This is a genomic window from Alpinimonas psychrophila (genome assembly GCF_014137865.1).
In the GTDB taxonomy this organism is placed as follows: Bacteria; Actinomycetota; Actinomycetes; order Actinomycetales; family Microbacteriaceae; genus Alpinimonas; species Alpinimonas psychrophila.
Map to the genome: position 1 here is coordinate 30,572 of NZ_JACGWU010000008.1, position 15,027 is coordinate 45,598.

General features: G+C 59.0%; 13 protein-coding genes. 5 read left to right on the plus strand and 8 right to left on the minus strand.

Annotation, left to right across the window (positions count from 1 at the left end):
• Window positions 1-8: 8 nt before the first annotated feature.
• From FB555_RS09750 to FB555_RS09765, 4 genes are all read right to left on the minus strand, one after another.
• Window positions 9-944, minus strand: coding sequence for a cytochrome b/b6 domain-containing protein (locus FB555_RS09750; RefSeq protein WP_182485291.1), 936 nt, complete (start codon window positions 942-944; stop codon window positions 9-11).
• The gene (locus FB555_RS09755; protein ID WP_182485292.1) at window positions 941-1,921 is read right to left on the minus strand and encodes an electron transfer flavoprotein subunit alpha/FixB family protein; all 981 of its coding nucleotides are present in this window, start codon (window positions 1,919-1,921) and stop codon (window positions 941-943) included. Before FB555_RS09755 ends, FB555_RS09750 begins: the two co-directional genes overlap by 4 nt.
• 17 nt (window positions 1,922-1,938) lie before the next feature.
• Complete coding sequence (locus tag FB555_RS09760) at window positions 1,939-2,706, minus strand: electron transfer flavoprotein subunit beta/FixA family protein (RefSeq protein WP_182485293.1); 768 nt, start codon at window positions 2,704-2,706, stop codon at window positions 1,939-1,941.
• Window positions 2,707-2,801: 95 nt separating this feature from the next.
• Window positions 2,802-3,473: a GntR family transcriptional regulator gene (locus FB555_RS09765; RefSeq protein ID WP_182485294.1), complete on the minus strand. Its 672-nt coding sequence runs from the start codon at window positions 3,471-3,473 to the stop codon at window positions 2,802-2,804.
• A 201-nt stretch (window positions 3,474-3,674) separates the two neighbouring features.
• On the opposite strand from FB555_RS09765, the gene FB555_RS09770 reads away from it, so the two are divergent.
• Both FB555_RS09770 and FB555_RS09775 read left to right on the plus strand, forming a co-directional pair.
• Window positions 3,675-4,829 (plus strand): acyl-CoA dehydrogenase family protein, encoded by a 1,155-nt coding sequence (locus FB555_RS09770; protein WP_182485295.1) that lies wholly within the window; start codon window positions 3,675-3,677, stop codon window positions 4,827-4,829.
• Window positions 4,830-4,845: 16 nt separating this feature from the next.
• Window positions 4,846-6,324 (plus strand): NAD-dependent succinate-semialdehyde dehydrogenase, encoded by a 1,479-nt coding sequence (locus tag FB555_RS09775; protein ID WP_182485296.1) that lies wholly within the window; start codon window positions 4,846-4,848, stop codon window positions 6,322-6,324.
• On the opposite strand, the gene FB555_RS09780 is transcribed toward FB555_RS09775, so the two are convergent.
• Together FB555_RS09780 and FB555_RS09785 are read right to left on the minus strand one after the other, a co-directional pair.
• Window positions 6,321-7,037, minus strand: a complete 717-nt coding sequence (locus FB555_RS09780; protein WP_182485297.1) for a glutamine amidotransferase-related protein — start codon at window positions 7,035-7,037, stop codon at window positions 6,321-6,323. The genes FB555_RS09775 and FB555_RS09780 overlap by 4 nt on opposite strands.
• A 36-nt stretch (window positions 7,038-7,073) precedes the next feature.
• On the minus strand, window positions 7,074-8,420 hold the full coding sequence (locus FB555_RS09785; protein WP_182485298.1) for a glutamine synthetase family protein: 1,347 nt from the start codon (window positions 8,418-8,420) through the stop codon (window positions 7,074-7,076).
• 113 nt (window positions 8,421-8,533) lie between these two features.
• On the opposite strand from FB555_RS09785, the gene FB555_RS09790 reads away from it, so the two are divergent.
• Window positions 8,534-9,517: a zinc-binding dehydrogenase gene (locus tag FB555_RS09790; RefSeq protein ID WP_182485299.1), complete on the plus strand. Its 984-nt coding sequence runs from the start codon at window positions 8,534-8,536 to the stop codon at window positions 9,515-9,517.
• An 8-nt stretch (window positions 9,518-9,525) separates the two neighbouring features.
• A complete protein-coding gene (locus FB555_RS09795) occupies window positions 9,526-11,034 on the plus strand; it encodes an aldehyde dehydrogenase family protein (protein ID WP_220475956.1) in 1,509 nt (502 codons plus the stop codon).
• A 66-nt stretch (window positions 11,035-11,100) separates the two neighbouring features.
• Here the strand turns inward: FB555_RS09795 and FB555_RS09800 are convergent, their stop codons facing one another.
• Window positions 11,101-12,612, minus strand: a complete 1,512-nt coding sequence (locus FB555_RS09800; RefSeq protein WP_182485300.1) for an APC family permease — start codon at window positions 12,610-12,612, stop codon at window positions 11,101-11,103.
• A gap of 169 nt (window positions 12,613-12,781) precedes the next feature.
• Between FB555_RS09800 and FB555_RS09805 the strand changes: the two genes are divergently transcribed.
• Window positions 12,782-13,594 carry an acetoacetate decarboxylase family protein gene (locus FB555_RS09805; protein WP_182485301.1) on the plus strand — a complete coding sequence of 271 codons (813 nt, stop codon included), beginning with the start codon at window positions 12,782-12,784 and terminating at the stop codon, window positions 13,592-13,594.
• A gap of 71 nt (window positions 13,595-13,665) precedes the next feature.
• Here FB555_RS09805 and FB555_RS09810 read toward each other — a convergent pair whose 3' ends face one another.
• Complete coding sequence (locus tag FB555_RS09810) at window positions 13,666-15,018, minus strand: glutamine synthetase family protein (RefSeq protein ID WP_182485302.1); 1,353 nt, start codon at window positions 15,016-15,018, stop codon at window positions 13,666-13,668.
• Window positions 15,019-15,027 lie beyond the last annotated feature (9 nt).

Genomic DNA, 15,027 nt, shown 5'->3' on the forward strand with positions numbered 1-15,027 from the left:
GCAGTGAGTTACTGGCGCGTGACCTTGCCCCCCAGTGAAGCCAAGGGCTGTAAGAAGACGGGCTTGGCCAGAATCCAGGCCGCAACTGTCAGCATGAGGGTTCCCGCGAAGATCCCAAAACCCAGCCAGCTCTCGCCGGAATTCGTGGCATACATGTGGTTCAGGTTGCGCAAGGCGCCGGTGGTGAGCACGAGGGTGACATGCATGATCACGAAGAGAACGAAGAACAGCATGACGGGAAAATGGATAGCCCGCGCCAGCTCCAGCGGAAAGACCTTGCTGGCTGTGGAGGACGGCTGGGGCCAAATAGCCGACATCCGCAACCCGGTCAGAATGGCTAAGGGTGCGGCGATGAAAACGATGGTGAAGTACGCGAGTTGTTGCAGGCTGTTGTAGTTAACCCAACCATTTTCTAGAGGCCAGTTCAGCGAGGCGTACTGAAGGGCGCTCGAGACGGCGTTGGGGAAAACGGCCCAGGTGGTAGGCACCAACCGCATCCATTGGCCGGTGATGAAGAGCAGCACAATGAAGATCACGCCGTTGAGGGTCCACAGGGCGTCCAAACTCAGGTGGAGCCAGAGGTGGATGCTGATCTTGGTGGGGGCCTTCTTTGTGCGAATGAGACCAGTGTTCTTGCGCATCCAATAGGCCGCGGGACGTTGCGTCGTGCGCACGAGCCACCCGGTACGGACGATGAGCACGATGAAAAAAGCGTTCAAAAAATGTTGAAAGTTGAGCCAAGCCGGAAAACCGGTCGGAGCTCCGGCAGGAAGTTCGGACTGCCCCGGGAAGTCCGTCAGAAAAGCCTGGCCGGTTGCGGAGTCGCGAAAAATCCTGGCGGCAAAAACAACAAGTGTGAGCACCGCGACAGCCGACGGGAGAACCCAGAGCAGTTTCTTGCGCGTAGCGGGGGAAACCCGGAGCGAGCTCCAGGGCGAACTCATCGACGCGCCCCAATGGCGGCCAACAGTTGGGGAACGACCGTGAAGATGTCTCCAACTACACCGAAGTCGGCGACGGCGAAAATGGGTGCGTCGGCATCCTTGTTGATCGCAATGATGGTGTCGGATGTTTGCATTCCCGCACGATGCTGGATGGCCCCGGAGATTCCCAGAGCCACATACAACTGTGGGGCAACCGTCACGCCGGTTTGGCCGACCTGATGGGCCTGCGCAATGTAGCCGGCGTCGACCGCTGCGCGGGAGGCGCCAACGGCCGCTCCCAAGGCATCCGCTAACTCTTCGACCAAAACAAACTTCTCGGCCGAACCAAGCCCGCGTCCACCGGAAACTACCTTCTCGGCGCCACGAAGCTCGGGGCGAGAGGAATTTGACTCCCGGGGCGTGGTGTCCAGGATGCTACCGGCCAGGTTGATGTCCACGGAAATCTGGATGGTCGTCACGGTGGGCTGAGCAACGGGAATGTGGCCGTCGGGGGAGCCTTGACGAACCGTCACAATAGGGAGGCCGCCGGTGACCTGCGCTTCAACGGTGTACCCGCCACCGAAGACGGAGTGCGTCGTGACGATGCCGGATGCGGTGTTCTCGAGGTCAACAGCATCGATGAGAACCGACGATCCCAACCGAACGGCCAGTCGTCCCGCGACCTCCCGGCCATTGACGGTGTTGGGAATGAGAACGGCGAGCGGAGCGTGAGAATCGATGGACGCCTGGAGCGCGGCAACGGCGGGAGTGGCGAGGGCCGTGAGGGCGTCTTCAGATTCGGCGATCACCACGTGGGCGGCGCCGTGAGATCCGAGCTCGGCGACCAGTGCGGTTACCACAGCGGGACTGGAACCGGCGGGGACGCACACGATAGCAACGGGAGTTCCCAGTTTTGTGGCAGTGGCCAGGAGCGAGGGAGTCGAAGTGCTGATCGACCCGGTACTGGAGAGCTCAATGAGGGCAACAATGTTCGGCATGAGTAATATCCGTCCCTTTAGATCAGTCGGTTTTCGGCGAGGAATGCCGCTATTTGATCGCCGGCGGTGCCGTCATCAACGATTGTGATTCCCGCGGATCGCGCAGGGCGCACCTTCGTCGACACGACGATGGTGGAGGCTTGCGGAAGACTGACCGCAAGTTCGGCAACGGAGCGCCGGGCAACCGGCTTCTTCTTGGCGCCCATGATTCCTTTGAAGCTGGGAAAGCGGGCGTCGGGAGTGCTTTCGTTGACGGAAATAACGGCGGGGAGGGTGGAGCGAACGCTCTGGGTACCTTCTTCGATCAGGCGCATGCCGGAGACGGACGATGCGGAGACTTCAATGGAGCCGAGCATGCCTAAGTGCGGCAGTCCGAGATGTTCCGCGATCATCGCGGGAACCACTCCGCCGCGACCGTCGGTGGATTCGTTGCCGGCAATAATGAGGTCCGCGTTGAGCTCGCGGAGGGCGGCCGCCAGCATGGCTGCGGTGGCGGCAGCATCTGAACCAGCCAGAGTGTCGTCGAGCACGTGCACGGCGGAATCGCATCCCATGGCAAGGGCTTTGCGAACCGAATCAGTGACATCCGCGGGGCCCATGGTCAGCACAATGACCTCGGTGGCTTTGTCGCCGTCTTTGTAGGAGAGAGCGACTTCGAGAGCGCGTTCGTTGATCTCATCGATGACCTGAGCGTCTGAGGTTCGATCGACCCAGCCGGTTGTAATATCTAAGCTACGGTCACCCCAGGTATCGGGAACCTGTTTCATTAGTACGACGATTTTCATGGCCGCTTTCCTCTCCTAGAGCACTAGAAAATATTATATACGGAAAACGGAGCGCCGGGGAAAACGCTCAGAAAAACTCGCCGGGGAGACGGCGTTTACGTCTGGGAAGCGATGCGCTCGTCGATGTGCGCTGCAAGCTGATCGCCGGCGTGACGAACGTGATCGCTCATTTCGCGGCGAGCTTTTTCACTGTCGCCGGAGCGGATTGCCTGTAGGAGATCGGTGTGGTCATGCACGGTGGTTTCGGGCCAACCTGGAATAGAAGCGTAGAAACGGCGAGGGGCATAGCGCGAGACGAGTTTGATGACCCAAGCCAATCGGGGGGCACCAGCTGCGAGGTTGATTTCACGGTGGAAAGCGTGGTTCAACTCTTCTAAGGCAGCGAGGTCACCATTCTTCTCCGCCGCCATTAAGTCAGCATGGATTTGATCCAGTGTGGTGATGAGGGGCTCGGAGGCATTGGTTGCCGCCCGTGCGGCCAACTCGCCCGCAACCATCGACTGCACGAGGAACATGTCGCGCACGTCGTCGCCCGTGACCTTGGCAACCGTGAAGCCCTTGCGGGGAGCGAGGTCAAGGAATCCTTCGGCGCGAAGGGCTTGAAGCGCTTCCCGAGCGGGGGTCGTGGAGATCCCCAGCTCGTCGGCAACGGTCTCGGGGCGCACGGGAGCACCGGCAGCGAGCGTGCCCGACGTAATCTGGTCGCGAAGGAAGGATGCGGCTTCATCCCCAAGCTGGGGTCGAACTGGACGATTAATCGTGCCCATAATCTGATGTGCTCCTTGCGTAAAAATCCTCAGGCGTGCCACGGTCCCGCTAATGATGGCGTGACCTACATAATATTGCCTAGACCCTCGTTCGACCCTTCAGATATGATATATTTTGTATCTAAGATCCCCCGGTTTCCACGGAAAAAGCATCCCGGATCCCCTTGAACCACGTCGTTCTCTGCAAAGGAAGTGAATCTGATGACCTACAACCTCAGCGAAGAAGAGCAAATGCTCGTCGATACCGTGCGGGCCTTTATCGATCGAGACGTCAGGCCGACGGTTCGTGACGTTGAGCACGCCAATGAGTATCCCGAGGCGTGGATTGAGCAGATGAAGGACATCGGCATTTTCGGCCTGGCCGTTCCCGAAGAATATGACGGGATGCCTGTGTCGATGCCCTGCTACGTGCAGGTAACCGAGGAACTCGCGCGCGGCTGGATGAGTCTCGCCGGTGCGGCGGGCGGACATACCGTCGTCGCCAAACTTCTCACCATGTTTGGCACCGAAGAACAAAAGCAGCATTACCTCCCGCGCATGGCCACAGGAGAACTGCGGGCCACAATGGCCCTCACCGAGCCCGGCGGCGGCTCAGACCTGCAAGCCATTACGACCGTTGCGCGCGAAGACGGCGACGATCTCGTCATCAACGGATCGAAGACGTGGATCTCCAATGCCCGCCGTTCTGGGCTCATCGCCTTGTTGGCCAAGACAGACGCCAACGCGAAGCCCCGCCATTCTGGCATGTCTATTGTTCTTGTTGAGCACGGCCCGGGCCTCACGGTCTCCCGAGACCTTCCCAAGCTCGGCTACAAAGGCGTTGAGTCCTGTGAAATTGCTTTCGAAGATTACCGCATCGCAAAAACAGCCATTCTCGGTGGCGTTGCGGGCAAGGGCTTCGTTCAGTTCATGAAGGGACTCGAGACAGGGCGCATTCAAGTCGCCGCCCGCTCTCTCGGAGTAGCTGCGGCAGCTCTTGAAGATTCGCTCGAATACGCCCAGCAACGCGAAACATTCGGCAAGCCCATCTGGAAGCACCAGTCCATTGGCAACTACCTCGCCGAGATGGCCACCAAGCTTACGGCTGCCCGCCAGCTGACCCGGTTTGCTGCCGAGAAATATGAAAGTGGCGAACGCTGCGACATGGAAGCTGGCATGGCCAAACTCTTTGCCTCTGAGGTCGCGATGGAGATTGCTTTGGATGCCGTTCGCATCCATGGTGGTTATGGTTACTCCACCGAGTACAACGTGGAACGTTATTTTCGCGATGCCCCGCTGATGATTGTCGGCGAAGGTACCAACGAAATTCAAAAGAACGTCATCGCCCAGCAACTCGTCGCTCGCGGCGGACTCTAAACCTCAAGGGAAAACAATGTCGTATTTCACGCCCAACGCCGAGCTTCTGGCCCAGTCCAACACCGCCCTGGCGAGTGTCAATAAGACCCGCTTGCTGACCAGTTCGGCAACGCTTAACGTTTATGACCCTGCGACAGAAGAGGTCATCGCTTCGTTACCCGATCACAATGCCGTCAACGCCATCGAGGCCGTTGCCAAGGCCGACGCGGCGGGGAAGGCCTGGGCCAAGACCAGCCCCCGGCACCGCTCCGACGTGTTGCATGCCGTCTACGCCAAGCTGATCGAGAACAAAGACACCCTCGCGCTGGTCATTTCGCGCGAAATGGGAAAGCCACTGGCGGAGGCGTACGGCGAAGTTCAGTACTCGGCCGACTATGTGCGCTGGTTTGCTGAGGAGGCACTACGCGCAAAGGGAAGCTACCGCGACTCTCCTTCGGGCGACGCCACGATCTTGGTGCGCAGCTCGCCTGTCGGCCTTGCCATTCTCATTGCCCCGTGGAACTTCCCCATGGCTATGGCGACCCGCAAGATTGCCCCGGCGCTTGCCGCAGGTTGTGGCGCCGTCGTCAAGCCCGCCACTCTGACGCCTCTCACCACGGTCATCGTTCTGGATCTGATGATCCAGGCCGGCGTTCCCGAAGACCTCGTTCAGGTCATCACGACCACAAATGCCTCGGCCTTCAGCGAAGCCGTTCTCAACGACGAGCGTGTGCGCAAGATTTCCTTCACCGGATCCACTCCGGTGGGCAGCACTCTGATGGGTCTCGCCGCGCGCAACATCGTCAAGAGTTCGATGGAGCTCGGTGGAAATGCCCCGCTCCTCGTCTTCGATGATGCCGATCTGGAGCGCGCCATCGAAGGTGCCATCTTGGCAAAGATGCGTAACGGCGGTCAGACCTGTGTCGCGGCCAACCGCATGTTCATTCAAGATGGCATTGCGGATGCCTTCATCGAAGGTTTCACGGAGCGCATGGCCGCCTTCAAACTGGGCAACGCCTTGAACTCCGAGGTAGACCTCGGGCCGGTCATCGACAAGCGTGCCGTCGACCGCCTCTCAGGCTTGGTGAATGACGCCGTTGCCAAGGGCGCCACGCTGCTCACCGGCGGTTCGTCACCCGATCGCCCCGGTTTCTTCTTCGAGGCCACCGTGCTGGACAACGTTCCCGCCAACGCCGATATCGCAACAACAGAGATCTTCGGACCCGTTGCGGCCATCACCCGCTTCAAGACCCAAGAAGAAGCTGTACACGGTGCCAACGACACTCAGTTCGGTTTGGCTGCGTTCGTCTTCACTGAGAACTTGGATCGCGCCATCAACGTCTCTGAGGCGCTCGAGACGGGCATGGTCGGCATCAACAACGGCCTCCTCTCCAACATTGCGGCACCGTTCGGCGGCGTCAAGCAGTCGGGAACCGGTCGCGAGGGTGGAGCCGAAGGCCTCGAGGAATACCAGGAGCTTCGGTACTTCACCATGAAGCGTCGCGAGACCTTCTAGGAGGCGACGGGTTCGACCTTCATAAACCAGTCGAGAAGTTCACGGCCGTGAAGCTGAGCAGTCTTGCCGCTTTCTTGCCACTGGCGTCGAAACTCATCGGGGTCGAGCTTGCCAATAAGTTCGGCTCCGCCGACACGGAGCCACTCCGTCATGAGCTCGTCGGTGACTTCAGGATGAAATTGGACACCCAACGAGTTGCCGTCGCGAAAGACCTGCGGGGCGACGTCGCTCGCCGCGAGCACCTCAATGTGGGCGGGCAGCTCGACTTTGTCGTTGTGCCACGAGAACCATGGTCCGGCGGCAACGGGACACGTTGGGTCGGCACTGAACTCAATCATTCCGGCCTCGAGGTGATCGGCCTTCACCGTTCGACCCCCGAGTACCTCGGCCAAAATCTGGGCGCCGAAGCAGATTCCCAGGTAGGGCATCCCTCGATCGCGAATTTGAGTGACATAGGCGACCTCTTCCTCTACCCAGTGACGCGTGTGTTCTGCGTAGGCGTGAGTGAACGAGCCGAACATGATGACCGAGTCCAGGTCATCCAGCGCGGGGAAGTTGGTGTTGGCCGCAAGAAAGCCGTCCTTGTTCACCGTTGCTTCGAGCACCGTGTGGTGGCGAACATCGTGACCGAGTTCGGTCAGGTACGAGGCGACGTACCCATAGTCGGAGGCATCGGTCTGTTCGTGCGTGATGAGCAAAACATTCTTGGCCACGAGGGGTCCTTTTGTTGGTGTTGGATGCTGCGGAACTTAGATGACGTCGCGGTAGCGCTGCGTTTCCCAGTCGGTGACCCACGCGGCAAAGGACGCGAGTTCGTTGGCCTGCATCACGGAGTAGGTGTCAACGAAGTCTTGCCCGAAGCACGTGACGTTCCAGGTGCTCGCGGTGAAGTTCTGCAATGCGGTATCGAGAGACGGTGCCACACGAGTCAGGGACACATCAGCGTGGGGGTCTCCCGAAGACGCCTGCTGGAGCGGAAGGTCATTGAGAATGCCATCCAGACCCGCCTGCAGGTATCCCTGGGCCACGAGGTAGGGGTTGGCGTCGGCGGCGGCCCACCGAACTTCGAGGCGGGTGCCGGGGCCGGCATCCGTTATGCAACGAACACCAACGAGACGGTTATCGAGGCCCCAACACACTTGCGTGGGGGAGAAGGAGTAATCAACAATGCGCTTGTAGTCGTTGATCGTTGGCAATGCGATGAGCTGGAGGTCGAGGTGATGTGCCATGACCCCGCTCAGGTAGCGGCGCATCAAATCGGAATGCACGGGATGATCGGAGGAGTCTTTGGCCGCAAACAAGTTCTTGCCGTTGCCGTCGGTGATGCTTTGGTGAACGTGCATTCCGGATCCGGCGCCACCGTTGATGGGCTTGGCCATGAATGTTGCATTCAGTCCGTGCTGCCGGGCAACACGACGCACAATGTGGCGAAACAGGATGGTGTTGTCGAGCATTGCGAGGGCTCGGTCATACTTCAGGTTGATTTCAACCTGAGAGGGTCCGTATTCGACATTGCTGGCTTCGACTTCAATCCCCGAGTCCGTCAAGGCTTTACGGATTCCACCAATGACGGCCTCGAGTTCATCGGCGCGATCCATCGAGTAGCAGAAGGACTTGTCAGAAATGGGAGTCCAATCTTCATCGAAGAGGTGGAACTCCAGTTCGGTCGCCAAATTGATCTCATAGCCCAGCTGGCGATACTGAGCAATGGTCTTCTTAACCATGCCGCGGCCGTCGAGCGCAATGGGCTCACCGGAGTGGCCGTCGGTCATATCGCACATGACCGTGGCCATGCCTTCACTCCAACCCGCGAGGCGGAAGGACTGCAGGTCGGGAACGGCCTTCATATCGGGAAATTCACTGTCGAGTTCGGCCCAGGGGGTGGGCTCGATGTCGCTGCGAAAGTTCCACGAGAAAGCTACGGCGGCAATGGAGAAGCCCGCACCGGAGAGAAATTGCGCCACGGGGAGACGCTTTCCACGGGGGATTCCCCAAGTATCGGTGAACAAACATTCAACTGTGTGGATGTTGTTGTCCGCGATGATTTTGGCGCAGTCAGCCATCGTTTGGGGGGCCGCAGTGGTGTGGGATGCCATGGTTCCTCATCTTTGAGTGTGTAATCCATCAATCGGATATACAATATTTTATAACTGTAACCGAGGGTTACACGTCCGGCAACTCTTCCGGCAAGTCTCATTGTGGAGGTCTCGTGAAATCCGTCGTCTTGGTGGAAGCCAATCAGCCCCTTGTCGTTCAGGAGCGAGAAATTCCCGTGGCGCGCACGCCGGAGGAAGAGATCATCGAGGTCATCGCCTGTGGCGTTTGTCACTCTGATCTTCACGTAGCCGATGGCCACTTCGGTGGTCCCTTGCCGCTCGTGTTGGGCCACGAAGTTGTCGGCGAGCACGCTGAGCTGGGCAGGGTTTTGCTCTACGCGCCCTGGGGCTGCCGCAGGAGCGACTGCCGTCAGTGCAACGCGGGCCTCGAGATGATCTGTGCCAACAGTCACGAAGCGGGCGTCGTCGACGATGGCGGTTACAGCGAGTACATGCGCGTTCCTAACCGGGACTATTTGATCCCCATTGGTGACCTTGATCCCGTAACCACGGCGCCGCTGGCGTGTGGTGGACTCACTGCTTTCCGCGCAGTGAAGCGAACTCTCCCTCACCTGCAGGTCCCTGGGGCCAAGGCCGTCATTATTGGCGCCGGTGGTCTCGGGCAGTTCGCCATTCAGTTCATCAAGAAGCTGGCCAACGTAGAGCTCACCGTTCTCGACATGTCGGATGACAAGCTGGCGGCGGCGCTGGAGCTTGGCGCGGACCACGCCGTGAAGGTCCTGCCCGCGGGCGAGAAGTATGACGCCATTATTGACTTCGTGGGAGCAAAGCCCACGATGGAGGCCGCGGCTGGTGCCGTCGGTCGCCAGGGAATTGTTGTTGTCGTCGGCCTTGCCGGCGGACGCCTCGAGTTCGGCGTCGGGGTCATTCCCAGCGAAGCGGTCGTGACGACCAGCATTTGGGGCAGCCTAGACGAGCTCAAGGAACTTCTGGAGTTTGTGCGAACGCGCGGCCTCCAGCACCTCGTCGAGACGATGCCCCTTGAGAAAGCACAAGAGGCGCTCGATCGCCTTCGCCGCGGCGACATCCGTGGACGAGTGGTACTCACCACAACTTCCCCTGACAGGATCGGTTGACCCACACCATGAATATGCCCGTTAAAACCGTTCAGGAATGGACGAAGTACTCCACAACCATTTCGTGGCCGAAAGCCATGATCATTGACGGAAAGCCTCGGGCTGCCCGTGATGATTCTTACGTCGCTCTCGTTACGCCGCGAGACGGCAGTACCGTCACTCAGGTGCCATATGCCTCGGCGACAGACATGGACGATGCAGTGGCGGCGGCTCGTCGGGCGTTCGATGACGGTCCCTGGCCGCGCATGGCACCCAAAGAGCGCAAGGAGCTGCTCCTGGCGTGGGTTGCGCTCATGGAGCTTAACCGCACTGAATTGGCAATGATGCTGAGCATTGAGATGGGCAAACCCATCTCCGATGCCTGGGGAATCGAACTTCGCGCCCTCATAAACACCTATAAGTGGTACGCAGAAATTGCTGACAAAGAACTCGATGAGATCTCCAACGTGGGTGGCGACGACCTTGCCCTGATTACGCGCGAGCCCGTCGGTGTCGTTGCCGTGGTTACCCCCTGGAACTTTCCCCTCACGCTCTCCGCGTGGAAGATTGCTCCCGCGCTCGCCGTGGGATGCACCGTCGTGCATAAGCCCGCCGATCTGACACCACTGACGGCCGTTCGCATCGCCGAACTGGCACTCGAAGCCGGAATTCCTGCTGGCGTCTTCAACGTGCTGCCCGGCCGCGGATCCGTTATTGGTAAGGGTCTTGGCCTTCACCTCGGCGTTGATTCTCTGGCCTTCACTGGATCTACCGAGGTGGGTCGTGCGTACATGGAGTACGCCGCACAATCCAACCTCAAGCGCGTCTGGCTTGAGCTGGGTGGCAAGTCTGCGAATATCATCCTTCCGGATGCCCCAAACCTTCAAGAAGCCATCGACACCGCCGCGTGGGGAATCTTTTTCAACTCCGGCCAAATGTGCACGGCTCCCTCGCGCCTCATTCTGCACAAGGACATTGCCGAGGAAGTCATTGCCGGTGTCCTCGCCGCCTCACGTAATTTTCAGCCCGGTGATCCCTTTGACCCGGACACTCAGATGGGACCACTCGCCTCGATGTCACGTCGCGGCGAGGTGCAAGCTCACGTTGACCGCGCTCTGGCCGATGGTTCCACGTTGGCCACTGGGGGTCACTCCGTTGATCTCGGTGCGCCCCTCACTGGCGGCGCCTATTACGAGCCCACGGTCTTCGTCGATGTGCACCCGGACTCCGCGCTAGCGCAGGAGGAAGTCTTTGGCCCCGTCCTGTCGGTGATCACTGTCGACAACGAGGATGAAGCTATCCGTGTTGCCAATAACTCCGATTACGGGCTGGCTGCGGGCCTCTGGGCAGGTAGCGTCTCGCGCGTTCACAAGCTTTCCCGCCAACTTCGCGCGGGAACGGTGTGGGTGAACTGCTACGAGGAGGGTGACCTCACTGTGCCGTTCGGCGGCTTCAAGATGTCGGGTAACGGCCGGGACAAGTCACGTCACGCCCTGGACAAGTACACCGAGATGAAGACCACGTACATCAAGCTGTAGAACGCATCCTTCTCCAAAAAACGCCCAGCCTCTCAAGAGGCCGAGCGTTTTTGGTAACTGTCTGCTCTAGGAAAGAATGTCTTCCGTGAGCGAGGCATTTTCCTTCTTGTTGACGACGCCCACGATGAGGCCGACGAGGAAAATCACAAAGGGGAGAAGAACAAGAACCCACCCGAGTGGGTTCATCTGAAACTCGCTGTCCGGAAGCGAAGGGTCGACACCGTCTGCAGAGGTTCCTGCCAGAAGGTTGAACCTCGCAATGAGCAGGTAGACAGCCAAGGCCATGCCCAAGACGGCCAGGGCTGGGGCAATCTTGCCTTGCCACACATTGGCGCCTTCGTTCTTGATGAAGTAGACGATGACGGCAACGCTCACGAGAATCTCGACGAGCACGATGGCAAGAACCGAAACCGAGCTCAACCAGTAGAACAGGTTCAGTACGGGGTCAAGTTTGAAGATTGCAAAGATTGCAATGACCACGATGGCGATGACGGAGGTCAGGGTGACTCCCATCCAGGGGGCTCCACGACGGTTGGTCTTTGCGAGGCGAGCGGGAAGCACGCCACCACGACCCATTGCGAAGAAGTATCGCGACGTGGCGTTCTGGAAGGCGAGAAGGCCAGCGAAGAGGCTCGTGAGAACCAACCAGCTCATCAGCTGAGCCATCCAGGGGCCGACGAATTCGGTGGCGAGAGAGAACAGCACTGCTGCAGGGTTTGCAAGCGGGCTTCCGTCTACAGTCGAACGAGCCAGAATCTGGTCGACAACGGCGGAGGATCCCATTCCGCTCATCATGGCAAAGGTGACAATCGTGAAGAGCCCGGCAATGATGCCGATGGCCCAGTAGGTTGCGCGACGCACGGTCTTCTTCGGGTTAACCGATTCTTCACCGTAGATGGCCGTCGATTCGAAGCCGATGAAGGAGGCGAAGGCGAAGGTGATGGCGATGCCGGCGGTGCCGGCAAAACCACCAGCAAAGACGTTGGCAGGGGAGAAAGAAGCCTCAAAGTTGAGGCCCTCAGGGAGATTGGTGCTGAAAAGAATGGCAGCGGCCACCACGAGCATGGAGAGAACTTCAAGACCGGTGAGGACTCCTAAGATCTTCGCGCCGATATCAACGCTGAGGAGCGAAAGAACCGTGACACCAATCCAACCGAGAGCACACCATATGTACCAGGGGATGCTGACACCGAGGGCACCAAAGGTGAGCTCCATCATCGCACCGAAGAAGCCGTAAATCGCCAGCTGCACCGTGATGTAGGCGAGAATTGAAACAAATGCTGAACCAACACCGACGTTGATTCCGAGACCCTTGCCGACGTAGGCAAAGAATGCGCCAGCGTTGGTGACCTGGTGACTCATGGCGGTAAAACCAACGCTAAAGAGAAGCAGGATGAGGCCGACGAAGACGTAGGCGCCAGGAACGGCGGCGCCGTTGCCGAGAACGCCGGCTACAGGAACAACGCCGGTCATACCCGCCATTGGCGCGGAAGCCGCGACGACGAAGAACACGATTCCCGCTACGCCAAGGCGGCCTTTGCGAAGGGAGCTGCGCTCAGTTTTCTGAGTGGTGGACATGGGGTGATCTCCTCATTGAGTTCTAAAAAAATCGTTCGGATAAAAACGAATACCTAACAGTGGCAACAGAACTGACTTACGTCAAGCTCACCATACCGATATTAGATAGAAAATATTGAATATTCTAATCATAGTTTGTTTGTACCCGAATGACCTATATTGTGGACGCATGACTGAACTCAACGGATTCCTTGCGCCGAAGACCCCTTCGGGCAATAGCGCGATCATTCCCGAAATGCCCTGGCACTACTCGGGCACCCTGCTTACTGTCGAGTACCTGACCGATGCCGCCAACGTTCGGGCACTACTTCCTCCTGAGCTGGACCTCGCCGATGACGAGCCCGGCGCTGTGGCCCTCATCTGGGCAGACTGGCAGTCGTGCAGCAGCGACTTCGAGGAACTTCTGGACCCGGACCGCTCGCAGTACCTCGAGACTTTTGTCGTGGTGCGCTGCAAGTTCGAAGGCGTGACGTACAGCCGCTGCGTGGCCATCTGGGTCACGAAAGACTTCGCCATGGCTCGCGGATGGTTCCAGGGCTACCCCAAGAAGCTGGGTTCGATGCACGTCACCCGTGTGTATAACCGGGGAAAGGCCACCCCTCGTCTCGAAGCGGGTGCAACGTTCGGTGCGAGCCTCGCGGCCTACGACCACCGTCTCGCGACGGCCAAAGTGACCCTGACGGGCCCCGTTGAGAGCAATGGTTTCGTCAACGGTCATAAGATGTTGCACAACCGTTGGGTTCCCTCTATTACTCCGGGCGCCGGTAACTCCCTCGATCAACTCATCACCATGGGCGGGGTCGATCTCGATCTTGGTCAGGCCTGGGGCGGTAACGCAGAACTCATTCTTGGCGACTCACAGTGGGATGAGTTGGGCTCGATTTTGCCGGTGAGCAAGATTCTCGGTGGTTACTACCGCGAGGTCGGAACTACCTTCAATGGCGGCACTCTGATTGCGGATCGCTCCAACCCGTCGGTCTGAGCACACAATAATGAGTCAAAAAGGATGGCCGGCGCATAAGCACCGGCCATCCTTTTTGACTTCGGGTAACGCTAGTACGCCTCGAAATATTCCGTGATTTCCCACTGCGTGACATCGCGCGTCATGGGGTCTTCGGTAGACGCCTCATAGCGGGCTACTTCGTCACGTTTGAGCGTCATGAAAACGTTTATCAGCTCTTGGGAGAGCTGAGTGCGCAGGGCATCATCGGAGTCGAGAGCATCCAGGGCCTGCGAGAAGGTTTCAGGCAGGATGGCGGCACCTTCGTTGTCGTAGGCCATTCCAACCGCATCGTCCGGACACGGAAGATCGTTGACAATGCCGTCGAGAGCTGCTGCGAGAACGCCGGCAATCACAAGGTAGGGATTGGCTGCTCCGTCGCCGACACGAACCTCGAGGCGAGTTCCCTGACCACGTTCGGGAGGAACGCGCACCATGCAGCTGCGGTTGTCGTAGCCCCAGTTGGAGCGGTATGGGGCCAAAGTATCGGGCCCCAAACGCTTGAAGGCATTTACGGTCGGATTCGTCAGTGCGGTCAGGCCAGCGGCGTGTTTTGTGATTCCCGCAATCATCTGGTGGGCAACCTTTGAGAGTGTGGAGTTTCCGTTATGCATGAGATTCGTGCCGTCCATGCTGGTGACCGAGAGGTGAAGGTGAAATCCGCTTCCCCCCTCGTCGCTCCACGGCTTGCCCAGGAAGGTAGCGTGCTTACCCCGGAGGGAGACGATGTCCTTGACGGCGGTCTTGAAAAAGAAGGTCCGGTCAGCTGCGTCGAGAGCTTCACTGTGCCAGAGGTTGATCTCGTACTGGCTGGGGCTGAACTCATGGTTGCTCGCGAAGGCACCGATGTTGAGGCGATCAAGCATTCGAAGGAGGTGAAGGACGTCGCCGTCGGGATCGACGAGTGCTCCGGTCATGTAGACACGGCCCGTCTGCGTCAGTGCCCGCTCAAAGCCACCCTCCGCGGTGCGATTGGCAATGTAGAACTCCAATTCGGGCCCTACCACCGGCTGGAGTCCCAGTTTGTTGTAGCCCTCGATAACCTTCTTGAGCACCGAGCGGGGCGACATGAGGTTGGGACTGCCGTCCGGATTGAAGGCGTCACCGATGACATAGGCCACGCCGGGCTCCCACGCCAAAGGAGAGATCGTGTTGGCGACAATCTTGGTGACAAAGTCCTGCAGGCCATCGGAGGCGACATCGTTTGCATCGTGGAAGTCACCGCCGGTGGTGGTCATCCAGACGCCCTGGCTAAAGGCGGGCCCATTTTCGGCGGCCTTGTCCAGTTGGCTCACCAGAATGTCCTTGGAGCGAGGAATACCTAAGACATCGGCATAGACAACGCGGAGCACGTCGATGCCGCGTTCTTTCAGGTCGTCCCTGAGTTTGGCCAAATCCTGAACCATTGCTACTCC

Bases quoted from the DNA above. Each gene is read 5' to 3' on its own strand.
- FB555_RS09785 (WP_182485298.1), bottom strand. From the start codon at position 8,420: ATGGCATCCCACACCACTGCGGCCCCCCAAACGATGGCTGACTGCGCC.
- FB555_RS09810 (WP_182485302.1), bottom strand. From the start codon at position 15,018: ATGGTTCAGGATTTGGCCAAACTCAGGGACGACCTGAAAGAACGCGGC.
- FB555_RS09775 (WP_182485296.1), top strand. From the start codon at position 4,846: ATGTCGTATTTCACGCCCAACGCCGAGCTTCTGGCCCAGTCCAACACC.
- FB555_RS09770 (WP_182485295.1), top strand. From the start codon at position 3,675: ATGACCTACAACCTCAGCGAAGAAGAGCAAATGCTCGTCGATACCGTG.
- FB555_RS09755 (WP_182485292.1), bottom strand. From the start codon at position 1,921: ATGCCGAACATTGTTGCCCTCATTGAGCTCTCCAGTACCGGGTCGATC.
- FB555_RS09800 (WP_182485300.1), bottom strand. From the start codon at position 12,612: ATGTCCACCACTCAGAAAACTGAGCGCAGCTCCCTTCGCAAAGGCCGC.
- FB555_RS09750 (WP_182485291.1), bottom strand. From the start codon at position 944: ATGAGTTCGCCCTGGAGCTCGCTCCGGGTTTCCCCCGCTACGCGCAAG.
- FB555_RS09795 (WP_220475956.1), top strand. From the start codon at position 9,526: ATGAATATGCCCGTTAAAACCGTTCAGGAATGGACGAAGTACTCCACA.
- FB555_RS09805 (WP_182485301.1), top strand. From the start codon at position 12,782: ATGACTGAACTCAACGGATTCCTTGCGCCGAAGACCCCTTCGGGCAAT.
- FB555_RS09765 (WP_182485294.1), bottom strand. From the start codon at position 3,473: ATGGGCACGATTAATCGTCCAGTTCGACCCCAGCTTGGGGATGAAGCC.
- FB555_RS09760 (WP_182485293.1), bottom strand. From the start codon at position 2,706: ATGAAAATCGTCGTACTAATGAAACAGGTTCCCGATACCTGGGGTGAC.